Here is a 13,113-nt window from a genome sequence, read left to right as displayed (position 1 = left end):
GATGGCGGCCCACCGGCCGCCAGCGCAACAGAGCCGTGAAGGCTGCTGAGATTCAGGTTTTGATGTCGGGGTGCTCGACCGCCTGGCGTCCGAAATCCGGCACGTCGATGTCCTGGCCGGCCTCGATGATCGAGCGGCGGATGGCGCGCGTGCGGGTGAAGAGGTCGAACAGTTTTTCGCCGTCGCCCCAGCGGATCGCCCGCTGCAGCGAGGCCAGATCCTCCGAGAAGCGCGCCAGCATCTCCAGGATCGCGTCCTTGTTGTGCAGGCACACGTCGCGCCACATGGTCGGGTCGGAGGCCGCCAGACGGGTGAAGTCGCGGAAGCCGGAAGCGGAATATTTGATGACTTCCGTCTTGGTCACCGATTCCAGGTCGTCGGCGGGGCCGACGATGTTGTAGGCGATGATGTGCGGCAGATGCGAGACGATGGCCAAGGTCATGTCGTGATGCTGCGGGTCCATCGTGTCGATGTTGGAGCCGCAGCGCCGCCAGAACTCCGACAGCTTCTCCAGCGCCTCCGGGTCGGTGCCCGGCAGCGGCGTGAAGATGCACCAGCGGTTGTCGAAAAGATCGGCGAAGCCGGCATCCGGCCCCGATTTTTCCGTGCCGGCCAGCGGATGGCCGGGGATGAAATGCACGCCCTCCGGCACATGCGGCTCGATCTGCGCGATCACCGAGGCCTTGGTCGAGCCGACGTCGGTGAGGATCGCGCCCTTCTTCAGTGCCGGCGCGATCTCGGCGGCGACCGCGCCGGACGATCCGACCGGCACCGAGACGATGACGAGATCGGCGTCGCGCGCCGCTTCCTTGGCCTCGGTCGTGTAGGAATCGCCGAGACCGAGTTCCTCGGCTCGCTTGAGGGTCGACTTGCTGCGCGTCGCGATGGCGATATGGCGCCCCAGGCCCTCGCGCCGGATGACGCGGGCGAGCGACGAGCCGATCAGGCCGATGCCGACCAGCGCTATTCTTTCGAACATCGGTGATGTCATGGTGCTCTAGCTTTTCAGGAAAGTCGTCAGCGCTTCGACGACGCCGCGGTTGGCCTCTTCGGTGCCGATGCTCATGCGCAGCGCGTTGGGAAAGCCGTAGCCGGTGACGCGGCGCAGGATATAGCCGCGCGCGCTCAGATAGTCGTCCGCGGCCGCCGCCGAATGCCTCTTGTCGTCGGGAAAATGGATCAGCACGAAATTGCCGACGCTGGGCGTCACGCGCAGCCCGAGCAGGGTCACCTGTTCGCTGACCCAGGCCAGCCATTTCTCGTTGTGTGCCACGCTGCGCTCGACATGGGCGCGGTCACGGATCGCCGCGATCCCCGCCTCGATCGCGGTCGCGTTGACGTTGAAGGGACCGCGCACCCGATTGATCGCGTCGACGATATGCGCCGGCCCATACATCCAGCCGATGCGCGCGCCGCCGAGGCCGAGCTTGGAGAAGGTGCGGGTCATGACGACGTTCTCGGAACTGCCCGCCAGCTCGATGCCGGCTTCGTAGTCGTTGCGCCGCACATATTCGGCATAGGCCGCGTCGAGCACCAGAAGCACGTTCTTCGGCAGCGCCGCGTGCAGCCGGCGCACCTCCTGGAACGGCACATAGGTGCCGGTCGGATTGTTGGGGTTGGCAAGGAATACGATTTTCGTACGCGGCGTGACGGCGGCCAGGATCGCGTTGACGTCGGCGCGCTCGTCGGTTTCCTTGACCGCCACCGGCTTGGCGCCCGCCGCCTGGATGTAGATCTTGTAGACCATGAAGGCATGTTCGGTGAACACGGCTTCGTCTCCGGGCGCCAGATATGTCTGCGCCAGGAGGCCCAGGATCTCGTCGGAGCCGTTCGAGCAAATGATGTTTGCCGGGTTGAGGCCATGCACCTCGGCGATCGCCTCGCGCAGCCGGCGGGCGGAGCCGTCGGGATAGACGTCGAGCTTCGCCGCCACCTCGCGCGCGGCCTCGATCGCCTTCGGCGAGGGCCCGAGCGGATTCTCGTTGGACGACAGCTTGTAGACCTTCGTCACGCCGGCGGGCGCGGTGCTCTTTCCCGGCACATAGGCCTCGATGTCCATGATACCCGCGCGGGGCGTCGGACGTGGCTGATCCTGCTTCATGTCACAAATCCGTCGAGAAGGCCTTATTCTGGGCCGCAGCGGGAATACAGGCCGTGACTGGCAATGTCGAGAGGTCTGCCGCATGTCGCCCAAAAGTGTGCAGCGGTTCTGAGACAACGACATGCATCAAAAACAAAGGCTTAAAGCGTAGCGCGTGTATCCGTTTCAGCGCGATGCGCTTTTAGCCAAGTACCGGCGTCAATCGTCGCGGCTGACAACCCGGGCTTTGCGCGCCTGCTGGAGTTGCAGGATTCCACGGCGCAGTTGGTCGAACAAAGCCGGCGGTAGCATTCCATAGGCATAGCTGCCATCGGAACGCTGTCGAACATCATAGCCGGGCCAAAGGAAACGGTTCAATTCATCAAGGCGCAGCCAATGCCGGCCGCCGTCGAGGCCAAGGGTCCGACATACCGCCGGCGGAATCTCGATCGATGCGGAACTATCGGATGGCGGGCGATGCGTAATCGGTGCCACTATCGTGCGGATGTGACCATCCGCCTCACGGGGCGTGGCGACAACGATCGCGCAAGGGCGATCCTTAGCACCTTCGACATCGCCACGGTCGTGTTCAGTGCTCCAAAGAAAACTATAGCGAATGACGAGACCCGGCCTTGGAACCGGCAGCGTCACTTCGGCTCCACGCCATATTCGGCAGTCTCGATGGAGGCGATCGTGTCCTCATCCAACTCGCCCACGATCAGGATTTCGCGCTCGCGGCGCTTCAGCAATTCGTAGTGCTCGAATTCGGCGGCAGAGAGATACGCCCCGACAATCCGGCCATGACTGGTCACGTTGATGACCTTCTTGGCGATGGCTTCGTCCTGATACTTCGCGAAATTTCGGGCGAAATCGCTCGCTGGAACTGCGGTGTTGCGTGGCATGTCTGCCTCCATCTGATGCCAGAGAGCGGTCAAGCGACCGAAATAGATCGTGCAGATAGCCGCTAACCTATTATATGTAATCTGCGCAAATTACGCAAGATTGGCGCGCCATACCGCTGCCGTTGACGTTCGTATTCCGCAGACGTAGAAGAGCAATGAACTTCCGTGGTGATTTGGCCGGTCGGCTTGCAGCCACGTTAAACAATTCGCTAAAGGGCCGTTTGCAACCTGTAACCGGCTTTGCGAAGGCAAGCCGGTTTTTTGTTGTCCGCTGCCGGCCGGACACCGCATCTGTGAAGTCGATGCGGACTGGATGGGGAATGGGATGGCCGCTCAGCGCGCTGCAAGGACCAACAACGAGGCCGACCATCCGTCGAGCCCGGTTTTGCAGCTCGGCCCCGACAAGCCGCTGAAGCTCGATGCGGGCACGGTGCTGTCGCCCTTCCAGATCGCTTACCAGACCTACGGCACGCTCAACGACGCCCGTTCCAACGCCATCCTCGTCTGCCACGCGCTGACCGGCGACCAGCATGTCGCCAACACCAATCCGGTGACCGGCAAGCCGGGCTGGTGGGAGGTGCTGATCGGTCCCGGCAAGATCATCGACACCAACCGTTTTTTCGTCATCTGCTCCAACGTCATCGGCGGCTGCCTCGGCTCCACCGGCCCCGCCTCGACCGATCCGGCGACAGGCAGGCCTTATGGCCTCGACCTGCCGATCATCACCATCCGCGACATGGTGCGCGCGCAGCTCATGCTGGTCGACCATTTCGGCATCGAGAAGCTGTTTTGCGTGCTTGGCGGCTCGATGGGCGGCATGCAGGTGCTGGAATGGGCCGCCAGCCATTCGGAGCGCGTGTTCTCGGCGCTGCCGATCGCCACCGGCGCCCGCCATTCCTCGCAGAACATCGCCTTCCACGAGGTCGGGCGGCAGGCGGTCATGGCCGATCCGGACTGGCACGGCGGCAAATATCTCGATTTCGGCAGGCGCCCGGAAAAGGGGCTCGCCGTGGCGCGCATGGCGGCGCATATCACTTACCTCTCGGAAGCAGCGCTGCATCGCAAATTCGGCCGCAACCTGCAGGACCGCGAGGCGCTGACCTTCGGTTTCGACGCCGATTTCCAGATCGAAAGCTATCTGCGCCATCAGGGCATGACCTTCGTCGATCGTTTCGACGCCAACTCCTATCTCTATCTGACCCGCGCGATGGACTATTTCGACCTCGCCGCCGACCATGGCGGGCGCCTGGCCGATGCCTTCGGCGGCACCAAGACACGCTTTTGTCTTGTGTCCTTCACAAGCGACTGGCTGTTCCCGACGGGAGAGAGCCGCTCGGTCGTCCATGCGCTCAATGCTGCCGGCGCCTCCGTCTCCTTCGTCGAGATCGAGACCGATCGCGGCCACGACGCCTTCCTGCTCGACGAGCCGGAACTGTTCGCGGCCATCCACGGCTTCATTGCCTCCGCAGCCCGCGCCAGGGGGCTCAGCCTGTGAGCGGCTCGCGATCCCTGATGCATCTCACCCAAAAGTGCGCAGCGGTTTTGGGAGAGCGACATGCATCAAAACAAAGATCGGAAGTGTGCCCATGAGCGTCAACCGCGCCCAGCGCGTCGATCTCGACGTCGTCAGCAATCTCATTCCGCCGAATTCGCGCGTCCTCGATGTCGGCTCGGGCGACGGCGTGCTTCTGGAGCTGTTGCAGGAGACCAAGCAGGTCGACGGCCGCGGCATGGAACTGTCGCAGCGCGGCGTCAATGAATGCGTGGCGCGCGGCCTCAGCGTCATCCAGGGCGATGCCGACAAGGATCTCGGATTCTACCCCGACAAGGGCTTCGATTTCGTCGTGCTGTCGCAGACCCTGCAGGCGACCCGCAATCCAAAGCTGGTGCTCGACGAGCTGCTCCGGATCGGCAACCGCGCCATCGTCTCCTTCCCCAATTTCGGCCACTGGCGGGTGCGCTTCTCGCTGCTGATCAAGGGCCGGATGCCGGTCACCAAGGACCTGCCCTATTCCTGGTACGACACGCCGAACATCCACTTCTGCACCATCCGCGACTTCGTCAATCTGTGCGAGGAGCTTGGCGCTACCGTCGAGAAGGCGACCGCGCTCGACGCCAACGGCCAGAAGATCGGTCTGTCGATGCCCTGGTGGTTCTGGAACTTCTTCGGCCAGCAAGCGGTGTTTTTGTTGAGGCGATAGGCTCATCGTTGACGGCGGGGCCCAGAGCCTTATAGCGATATGGCTCAGGCAAACTGATTGCGCAACGATGGTCGACAAACGTCCAACCTATTCAATTGTCGTAGAGATGGAAAATGCCCAGTTCATAGACTGGGACGAGATGGGCGTCGGGCTGACCGCCTTGGCGCGCGAGATCGCTGTGGTCTCCTCAACCGGCTTCGCCAGACCGAAAGTCGTTATCTCTCATGCCGGACAAAATGCGGACACCTCATCGTTGCAAAGCCGCATCGAGGCAGAAGCGCCGCAGCTGACACAGGTAGCCGAAGTGACCTTCACGGCCTGCCCCAGCGGCCGGTACTACGAACTCAAGAACCATGGCGTGCGTTTGGCTGAAGGAAAAATCGTCGTCTTCATGGATTCCGACACGGTTCCCCAGCAGGGTTGGCTCTCAGCCCTGCTGGCGCCCTTTCACGATGCCGAACCCATCTGCGTGAACGGCCATACCTACCTTTCGTACGACGATTTCTTTTCGCGGACCTTCGCCTTGATCTGGTTCTTCCCGATGGCCCAGGGGGACGAAAGGTTTGCTTCGAAACGTGCGATCAATGCCAACAACGTTGCCTTTCGACGCGACTGGATTGCCAGCCATCCGTTCCCGGCACACAACGGCTTCAAGGTGTCCTGCACGCTGCTGATGCATCAGCTTTGGCGCGAGGGTCATAGAATCGTCAATGTCGATGCGCGCGCCTATCACTACTCGCCGCGGGGCTGGCGGTTCTTTTGTTGGCGCGCGCTGGTGACCGGCAGGGACGCCGACCGGAAATTCGTCGCGCTTCATGCCCCCAACCGCAGCCAGCGGATCGCGAAGTCGTTCAGCCGATGGGGGACCATGTCGTGGCGCACGACACGACGCGTGATAAGTCATGCGTCGCAGACGGGCATGCCGCCTTGGCAGATTCCGTTTTCGCTGGCGGTAGGGCTGGCCTTTTATACCTTGGCATTTTTCGGCCAATTCAGCCTGGCAGCCCGCCTCGTTCGCGACGAGATCGAAACCGTGCCTGACTTCGTCGGGCACAGTTGAGAATAAATCGCCTGCAAGTGTTGCATTCAAACTGCCTGACTTTGGGGAAATTCGCTCTGACCTTGGGCCGAAGCGACGCTTCAGATGACATAGATCACTCTTTTCTGTAACATTTCGCGAATCCATCCGGGGGCGGACAGGGAGAGGTAGGTACAAGATCCATCTGGATATCGTTTATCCGCCCCGTGACGAAAGTTAGATGCCGACCGCTTCCGACACAGCCCCGCTGATCACCGTGATCACGCCGACCCATAACCGGCGCAGCCAGGTCGTGCGTGCCGTGGAAAGCGTTCTTGCCCAGACATTTACCCGCTTCGAGCACATTGTCGTCGATGACGGCTCGACCGACGGGACTGCCCAGGCCCTGGCCGAAATTCGCGATCCCAGACTGGTCTACGTCGGCGCGAAATGGCGAGGCGCCAATGCGGCGCGCAACGCGGGCATCGAGCGCGCGCGGGCGCCGATCGTCACCTTCCTCGATTCGGACGATGTCTACCTGCCGGATCGCCTTGACCGGACGCTGCCGCACTTCGACAGGAACCCTTCGCTCGAAGTGCTGATCAGTTCCTTCATCTCGGTGAAGGGCAACCGCAGCACCAAATGCATCAATCGCCAGGCCTTGCTCGACAAAAGCACGCTGCAGCGCGCCCTGGTCTCGCAGACGATCTTCATTGCCGGCTCGGCGATCACCGCCCGGCACGACTCGCTGCTTGCGATCGGCGGTTTTGACAGCGACATCACGCGCATGCAGGACCGCGAGCTGCTGCTGCGTTTTGCCAACCGCGGCGGCGCCTTGCTGTCGGAGGATATCGACTGGAAGAAGTACAATTCGGAAAATTCGATTTCCGGCCGCCGCGACGGTTATGTCGAGGCTTATGCCAACCTGATCGGCAAACACCCTTACATCGCCGACCGCTATCCCGACGTGCCGCCCTATATGATCGCGCGGCAGATCATCGCCGACATCCTCAAAGGCAGGCTGCCACAGGCCTTTTCCGGCTATCTCGCCAACCGGTCGTCCAAGGCGCTCGGCTACTCGCCGACCGAACTGGTACGTGGCTATGTCGTCGGCCGGCGCTGGCGCCGCGATTGCTATGACGAGTTCCGCGCCAAATATGGCGCCCGAGCGGCCTGAGCGCCTGGCTTAAAAGAGGTCCTCAGCGGTCCAGTTCCGGGAAATACGGATCGGAAAACCGTCGCCGCAGGCGCTCGCCAAGCAGGCAGTCGGTCGGCGCCTCCGCATCGACGCGAATCCTTCTGGCATCACCGATGCCGCTCACCTCCTGGATCAGCTTGCGGCGGATCGCGGTCGAGAATTCGGACGCCGCATAGATCGGCAGCACGAACGAGCCGGGCCCGCCGGTGACGCAATCGGCGTAGTAGCGATCGAGATGGCTGACGCTCGGCGAAGGACTGATCAGGATCGGCAGGCCGTTAATGATCATGCCCTTGGCTAAAGCGGCATCGCGAGTCACAGCGACGGGCAGCCCGGCATTGTTGGGCCCGTCCCCCGATATGTCGATGACCCGGCGCGGCGCCGAAAAGCCGTTTTTCTCCAAAAGCCCGGCGCCGAAGCCGAGAGCACCCGAGATTGAGGTGCCGCGAAAGCTCCGGAACGGCCGGCCCGCGATCTTGTCGGCAAAGGCGTTGGCGCTGTCTGCGCCGTCAATGATCTGCCAGGCGATCACGCCGTCGTCGCGTACGACGCCCGCCCATTCGAAATAGGCGAGCGCGACGCGACCGCTTTGCCCCGAACGCACCGCGTTGATGAAGTCGGGATGGCGCAGCGCCTCGACATAGCCGGCGCGCTGCAAGGCGAACTCGCCTTCGTCCATCGATTGCGAGATATCGACAGCCAGCACGAGCTCGACATCGACCGGGGCGCCGTCGTCAATCGCGGGCATTGGCGCAGCCTCGGCGCAGGCAAGGCAGGCAAGCAGGCTGAGCAGCTTCGGCATGGCGAGCTCCGACCACACCGGGATTCTTCCCCGCGATCGCGGCGAAATAAAGCTATTTTTTGCGATGGGCGGCAACTGGTGGAGGTTCGATCGCCCCGGCGCGCAGGCGGGCCGGCTTCAGCGCCGATCCGCCGCTGTCCTTGATGATAGTGAGCGCCCGCGGGAAGAACTGGATGTTGTGCAGACCGCGCCCGATATTGAGGATGGCGGCATCCGGCAGCCGGGCCTGCAGCATCGCCAGCACGCGTCGTAACGTGGCGCCGTCGAACGTATCCAGCGCTTCGTCGATGATCACCCATTTCGGCTTCCTCAGCGCGAGCCGGGCAAAGGCGAGCAGCCGCTGTTCGTCGTCGGCCAGTTCATGCTCCCAGCGCGCCGAACGGTCGAGCTGGGACGACAGGCGCTCCAGGCCGACTTCGCCGAGCACCGCCGATATCTCGGCATCGTCGACGTTGACGCCTTCGGCATGGTTGAGCACATCGCGCAGCGTGCCGAGCGGGAAATAGGGCGTGCGCGGCACGAAGAACGGCGTCTCCCCGGCCGGCATGCCGATGCGGCCGCATCCCCAAGGCCAGAGGCCGGCGATGGCGCGGAAGAACAGCGTCTTGCCGGCGCGCGGATCGCCGGTGATCATGACGCGCTCTCCGGCCTTTATCTCGACGGCCGTTTCGGCAAGCCTGGTGCAGCCGTCGGGCGACGCGACTTCGAGTTTGTCGAATGTCAGCGTGCCATTCGCGTTCTCGCCCAACTCGATACAGCTTTCCTTGGCATGCAGGATATCGGTTTCGCCAAGCGCGATGCGGAAGTCGGCGACGCGCATCAGCGTTGCCCGCCAGTCGGCGATGGCGCCGATGTTGTTGATGAACCAGCGCAGCGAGGAATTCACCTGGTTGAAGGCGCCGACCGCCATCATCAATCCGCCGAAGCTGATGTCGCCCGCGAAATAGACCGGCGCCGCGACAAGGATCGGCGCCACCACGGTGATCCAGCCATAGGCATCGGTGACCCAGGACAGGTTGATCTGGGCGCTGTAGATGCGCCGCATGGCGCCGAGCACGGTGCCGAGATCGAGCTCGAGCTGCCGCCTGGCATCCGCCTCGCCATGGGCGAGCGCGATGGCGTCGACATTCTCGTTGACGCGAACCACGGAGGAGCGCAGCTCCGCCTCGCGCGTGTAGCGATCGCTGTTGAAGCGGATCAGCGGCCTGCCCACCAGCCAGCTCAGCCAGGAGGCGATGCCGGCATAGAGGATCGCCGCCCAGACCATGTAGCCGGGTATCGCCAGCGAATGGCCGCCGACATGGAAGACGAAGCCGGAGGAAAGTTCCCACAGCACGCCGATGAAGGACACAAGCAGGATAAAGGATTGCAGCAGGCCGACCCCGAGATCGGTCGAAAGGTCGGAGAGATGCCCGGCGTCCTGCTGCATGCGCTGGTCGGGATTGACGCTGATGGCGCCCGCATGGGTGAGCCGGAAGGCGCGCGCCGGCCGCATCCATTCATCGATCAGGTCCAGCGTCAGCGCTTCGCGCAGCCTCAGCCGGATCGTCTGGTTGAGCCAGGTCTGGCCGACATTGAGCACCAGCAGGCTGCTGGCAATTCCGGCAAAGACCATCAGCTGGTGCAGGAAACCCGGCAGGTCGCGCCGCGCCAGGGCGTCGAAGAAAGGCTGGTTCCAGCGGTTGAGCAGGACCTGCCCGATCGAGGTCGCGACGACGACGCCGACAATGCCGATCGAGACCCACAGGAGTTGCCTGCGCACCGGCGACGTCTTCAGCGCCTGCCTGATCGTCGCCACCTGGTCGGAGAGGCTGCTGGTCTCGACCGAGAACGCGGCCAGTCCGGTGCCCTGCTTGTCATCCGTTTGGTAGTCCATATGCGAAATCCCTGCTTCCGGGAATGGTCATCAGCAACGATGCCGCGCCCCGAGCCCGTCCTTGAGATAGGGTGATGATGACCATGCGATGCAAGGCGTAGCCCCGATCACGAACGCGTCACTCGCCTCGGCGGCACCGGATCGGCAGCCCGGCGCCCGAGCGTCGTCGCGCCCTGCGGCGAGAAGACCGGGACGAAAACGCGACGCGAGGCGCGTTGCGCGACAGGGACGCCCTGGTAGAGCCGCTTCTGCGCTTCGACGACGATGACGCCGGAAAAGATCGGCCAGAATCGCCGGCCGGCGCGCTCCAGCACATTGTGGAACCGCATCATGAAGCGCCGCGGCGACGGCGGGAAGAACAGCGCGTCGGACCATGCGGCGGGCGTGAAATTCGCCTCGCGCAGCAATTCGGTGAGCTGGCCGCGCGAGAACGGCCGGCCGTTGCCGAAGGGCGTGTGCTCGAAGCGCGCCCAGACGCCGCGCCGATTGGGCACGACGATGACGACTCTGCCCGCGGGCGACAGCACGCGCCAAATCTCGTTCAGCGTCTCGCGCGGATTCTCGACGTGTTCCAGCGAGTGGACGAGCAGCATGCGGTCGATGCAGGAATCGACCAGCGGCAGCTCTTCGTCGAAGACGAGCGCGGTCGCCGTCGGTCCGGTCGCCGGCCAGACCACAGCCCCTTGCGTCGCCGGCATGAAGGCGAAGACGCGCTCGGCATCGGTGCCGAACCGCTCCAGCCAGGGCAGCGTGTAGCCCAGGCCGACCAGGCGTTCGTTCGGAACGGTCGCCCATATCGACGACAACGCCATGGTGATCGCGCGCTCGGCCAGGCGGCCAAGCGTGGTCGAATAGAAGGAGCGGAGGTCGACGATATCCGAATGCATCCGCCGGACGGTAGCCGCGATAAATGCCGAGTTCAACAAAGGCGGATGACATCGACGGTCGCCCGCCCTATGTCTGCGGCAACAATGGAGAGCGACGAGATGCCGGTCGAAATCGAACAGTTCATGTGCCGCACCGATAATTTCGGCGTGCTGGTGCACGACCCCGAAAGCGGCCAGACGGCGATCATCGACGCTCCGGAAGAAGCCCCGATCCTGGCAGCGATCAAGCGCACTGGCTGGACGCCGACGATGATCCTGACCACGCATCATCATGGCGACCATGTCGAGGCCAATCTGGCCCTGAAGGAGCGCTTCAAGCTCACCATCGTCGGACCGGAGGCGGAAAAGGCCAAGATCCCCGGCATCGACGAGACCGTCAAGCAAGGCTCCGTCATCCGCCTTGGCGAGGAAAGGATCGATGTCATCGAAACCCCCGGCCACACCGCCGGCCATGTCTCCTACCACCTGCCGGCCTCGAAAACGGCCTTCACCGCCGACACGCTGTTCGCGTTGGGCTGTGGCCGGATCTTCGAGTGCAAGCCGCCCGTGATGTACGAATCGCTGAAGAAGCTTGCCGCTCTTCCGGCCGAGACGGTGATCTATTGCGGTCACGAATACACCTTGGCCAACGCCCGCTTCGCGCTGACCGTCGACCCCACGAATTCGGCCTTGAAGGAGCGCGCCGCCAGGATCGAGGCGCTGCGCGCCGGAAACAAACCGACCCTGCCGACGACGATCGGCGAGGAACTGTCGACCAATCCGTTCCTGCGCTGGCACGATCCGGCGATCCGCAAGCATCTCGGCATGCAGCGGGCGAGCGACGTCGAGGTGTTCGCCGAGATCCGCAAACGCAAGGACAATTTCTGATGCGTGTCGTCCAAAAATGTATGGCGGTTTTTGGAGAGCGACATGCATCAAATAAATACTTCCTTGCATGACCAGCGCCGCTGAAATCATCGCAACGCTGGGTCTCCAGCCGCATCCCGAAGGCGGCTGGTATGCCGAGACTTTTCGCGATGGCTCGGGAGGCAGCCGGGGCCATTCGACCGCGATTTATTTCCTTTTGGAGCAGGGCCAGCTTTCGGCCTGGCACCGGGTGAAGGACGCGGCGGAGGTCTGGCACTTCTACGCCGGCGCGCCCTTGGCGCTCGCCATGCACGAGGAAGGCTCCGGCGCCGTCATCGAACAGGTGCTGGGCGCAGCACTTGCCGCGGGCGAGCGGCCGCAGATCGTCGTGCCGGCCGGCTGGTGGCAGTCGGCGCGCAGCCTCGGCGAATGGACGCTGGTCGGCTGCACGGTGGCGCCGGGCTTCGATTTCGCCGCCTTCGAGCTGGCCGAGCCGGGCTGGCAGCCGAAAACCGCTTAACTCAGCAAGAAACCGAGGGTGATTGCCAACTGCGCCGCGTAGTACAGCACCCAGACCGCGTAGCGCATCCAGACGCGATGCGGCGAGATCGCGGCAAGCAGGAAGCGCTCCGCCGCCAGCAGCCCGTCCGAGGCCATGAACAGCACCGCGCCGGCGATGACCCAAGCGTAGAAGGTGGTGAGCGCCGAGATGCCCATGGCGAGGATCGCGGCGACATAGACGGCGATCGGGATACGCAGGGATGGGCCGACGCGACGCCACAGCGCGGCGAGCATCAGGACAACGAACACAGCCATCGCCAGCGCGACCGCGCCGCGCCACGGTTCGGCGGCGAGCAGCCCGATCCCGCCACCCACCTCCAGGAACAGGGCGATATAGGCGACATGCGCGACGAGGAAGCTCGCCAACCCGCCAAGGAAGGCCTTTTCGCCGTCGCGCGACAGGAACGCGTCGCCGGCGGCGCTGAGCGCCAGCGCCGCGACGAGCAGCAGCGGACCGCCCTGCATGACGGCGAGCGCCGCCAGCAAGGCGACGGCCAGCGTCTTCGCGGCGGAACGGGCAAGGCGCGGCGTCAGTTCGAGCGCAAGGGCATAGATCGCAGCCGCGGCGATCGAGAACAAAAGCGTCGCGTTCGGGTTGGCGTCGATGCCGCCCGCAAACGGCATCATGCGCCAGCTCCGCCGGTCGCCGGCTTGCGCAGCAAGAAGGACTTGGCGGCAAGCGCCGCTCCGCCGGTGATGAGCACGCAGGCCGCGAGGATGCGCAGCGACGGCTCGGCGACAC

Annotated in this window: 14 protein-coding genes, 1 pseudogene and 1 riboswitch; of the genes and pseudogenes, 6 read left to right on the top strand and 9 right to left on the bottom strand. The window is 63.8% G+C overall.

Translation table 11 applies throughout. The features are described from left to right. Positions 1-52: 52 nt before the first annotated feature. The 4 genes from EOA38_RS13565 to EOA38_RS13550 all read right to left on the bottom strand — a co-directional run bounded on the left by EOA38_RS13565 (position 53) and on the right by EOA38_RS13550 (position 2,982). Entirely contained in the window at positions 53-991 is a 939-nt protein-coding gene (locus EOA38_RS13565) for a prephenate/arogenate dehydrogenase family protein (protein WP_189434653.1), read from the bottom strand. A 6-nt stretch (positions 992-997) separates the two neighbouring features. Next, on the bottom strand, positions 998-2,101 hold the full coding sequence (hisC, locus tag EOA38_RS13560) for a histidinol-phosphate transaminase (protein WP_126091686.1): 1,104 nt from the start codon (positions 2,099-2,101) through the stop codon (positions 998-1,000). A 198-nt stretch (positions 2,102-2,299) separates the two neighbouring features. Continuing rightward, entirely contained in the window at positions 2,300-2,731 is a 432-nt protein-coding gene (locus EOA38_RS13555) for a hypothetical protein (RefSeq protein WP_126091685.1), read from the bottom strand. Further along, positions 2,728-2,982 carry a hypothetical protein gene (locus EOA38_RS13550; protein WP_126091684.1) on the bottom strand — a complete coding sequence of 85 codons (255 nt, stop codon included), beginning with the start codon at positions 2,980-2,982 and terminating at the stop codon, positions 2,728-2,730. Before EOA38_RS13550 ends, EOA38_RS13555 begins: the two co-directional genes overlap by 4 nt. A 155-nt stretch (positions 2,983-3,137) precedes the next feature. Next, a riboswitch (SAM riboswitch) is annotated at positions 3,138-3,215 on the top strand. A gap of 92 nt (positions 3,216-3,307) precedes the next feature. Here EOA38_RS13550 and EOA38_RS13545 point away from each other — a divergent pair. From EOA38_RS13545 to EOA38_RS13525, 4 genes are all read left to right on the top strand, one after another. Then, positions 3,308-4,477, top strand: coding sequence for a homoserine O-acetyltransferase (locus EOA38_RS13545; protein WP_126091683.1), 1,170 nt, complete (start codon positions 3,308-3,310; stop codon positions 4,475-4,477). 91 nt (positions 4,478-4,568) lie between these two features. After that, positions 4,569-5,183 carry a methionine biosynthesis protein MetW gene (gene metW / locus EOA38_RS13535; protein ID WP_126091682.1) on the top strand — a complete coding sequence of 205 codons (615 nt, stop codon included), beginning with the start codon at positions 4,569-4,571 and terminating at the stop codon, positions 5,181-5,183. Between the two features lie 67 nt (positions 5,184-5,250). Beyond that, a complete protein-coding gene (locus tag EOA38_RS13530; RefSeq protein WP_126091681.1) occupies positions 5,251-6,243 on the top strand; it encodes a glycosyltransferase family 2 protein in 993 nt (330 codons plus the stop codon). Between the two features lie 199 nt (positions 6,244-6,442). Then, complete coding sequence (locus EOA38_RS13525; protein WP_126091680.1) at positions 6,443-7,378, top strand: glycosyltransferase family A protein; 936 nt, start codon at positions 6,443-6,445, stop codon at positions 7,376-7,378. 22 nt (positions 7,379-7,400) lie between these two features. Here EOA38_RS13525 and EOA38_RS13520 read toward each other — a convergent pair whose 3' ends face one another. The 3 genes from EOA38_RS13520 to EOA38_RS13510 form a co-directional block, all read right to left on the bottom strand. Continuing rightward, positions 7,401-8,201, bottom strand: a complete 801-nt coding sequence (locus EOA38_RS13520; protein WP_126091679.1) for a DUF1194 domain-containing protein — start codon at positions 8,199-8,201, stop codon at positions 7,401-7,403. Between the two features lie 52 nt (positions 8,202-8,253). After that, positions 8,254-10,077: an ABC transporter ATP-binding protein/permease gene (locus tag EOA38_RS13515; protein ID WP_126091678.1), complete on the bottom strand. Its 1,824-nt coding sequence runs from the start codon at positions 10,075-10,077 to the stop codon at positions 8,254-8,256. Positions 10,078-10,184: 107 nt separating this feature from the next. Beyond that, the gene (locus EOA38_RS13510; RefSeq protein ID WP_126091677.1) at positions 10,185-10,964 is read right to left on the bottom strand and encodes a methyltransferase domain-containing protein; all 780 of its coding nucleotides are present in this window, start codon (positions 10,962-10,964) and stop codon (positions 10,185-10,187) included. 99 nt (positions 10,965-11,063) lie between these two features. Between EOA38_RS13510 and gloB the strand changes: the two genes are divergently transcribed. Continuing rightward, positions 11,064-11,831: a hydroxyacylglutathione hydrolase gene (gene gloB / locus EOA38_RS13505; RefSeq protein ID WP_126091676.1), complete on the top strand. Its 768-nt coding sequence runs from the start codon at positions 11,064-11,066 to the stop codon at positions 11,829-11,831. Between the two features lie 67 nt (positions 11,832-11,898). Further along, the gene (locus EOA38_RS13500; RefSeq protein ID WP_126091675.1) at positions 11,899-12,330 is read left to right on the top strand and encodes a cupin domain-containing protein; all 432 of its coding nucleotides are present in this window, start codon (positions 11,899-11,901) and stop codon (positions 12,328-12,330) included. Here the strand turns inward: EOA38_RS13500 and EOA38_RS13495 are convergent. Beyond that, positions 12,327-12,998 carry a lysoplasmalogenase gene (locus tag EOA38_RS13495; protein WP_127221466.1) on the bottom strand — a complete coding sequence of 224 codons (672 nt, stop codon included), beginning with the start codon at positions 12,996-12,998 and terminating at the stop codon, positions 12,327-12,329. The genes EOA38_RS13500 and EOA38_RS13495 overlap by 4 nt on opposite strands. Next, positions 12,995-13,113 (bottom strand): annotated as a pseudogene (locus EOA38_RS40325) (EamA family transporter); the annotation flags it as partial. The pseudogene EOA38_RS40325 and the gene EOA38_RS13495, both read right to left, overlap by 4 nt.

The sequence above is a fragment of the Mesorhizobium sp. M1E.F.Ca.ET.041.01.1.1 genome (genome assembly GCF_003997355.1).
Taxonomy (GTDB): Bacteria; Pseudomonadota; Alphaproteobacteria; order Rhizobiales; family Rhizobiaceae; genus Mesorhizobium.
Note: the sequence above shows the minus strand (reverse complement) of the source record. Positions and strands in the feature narration are given on the sequence as shown.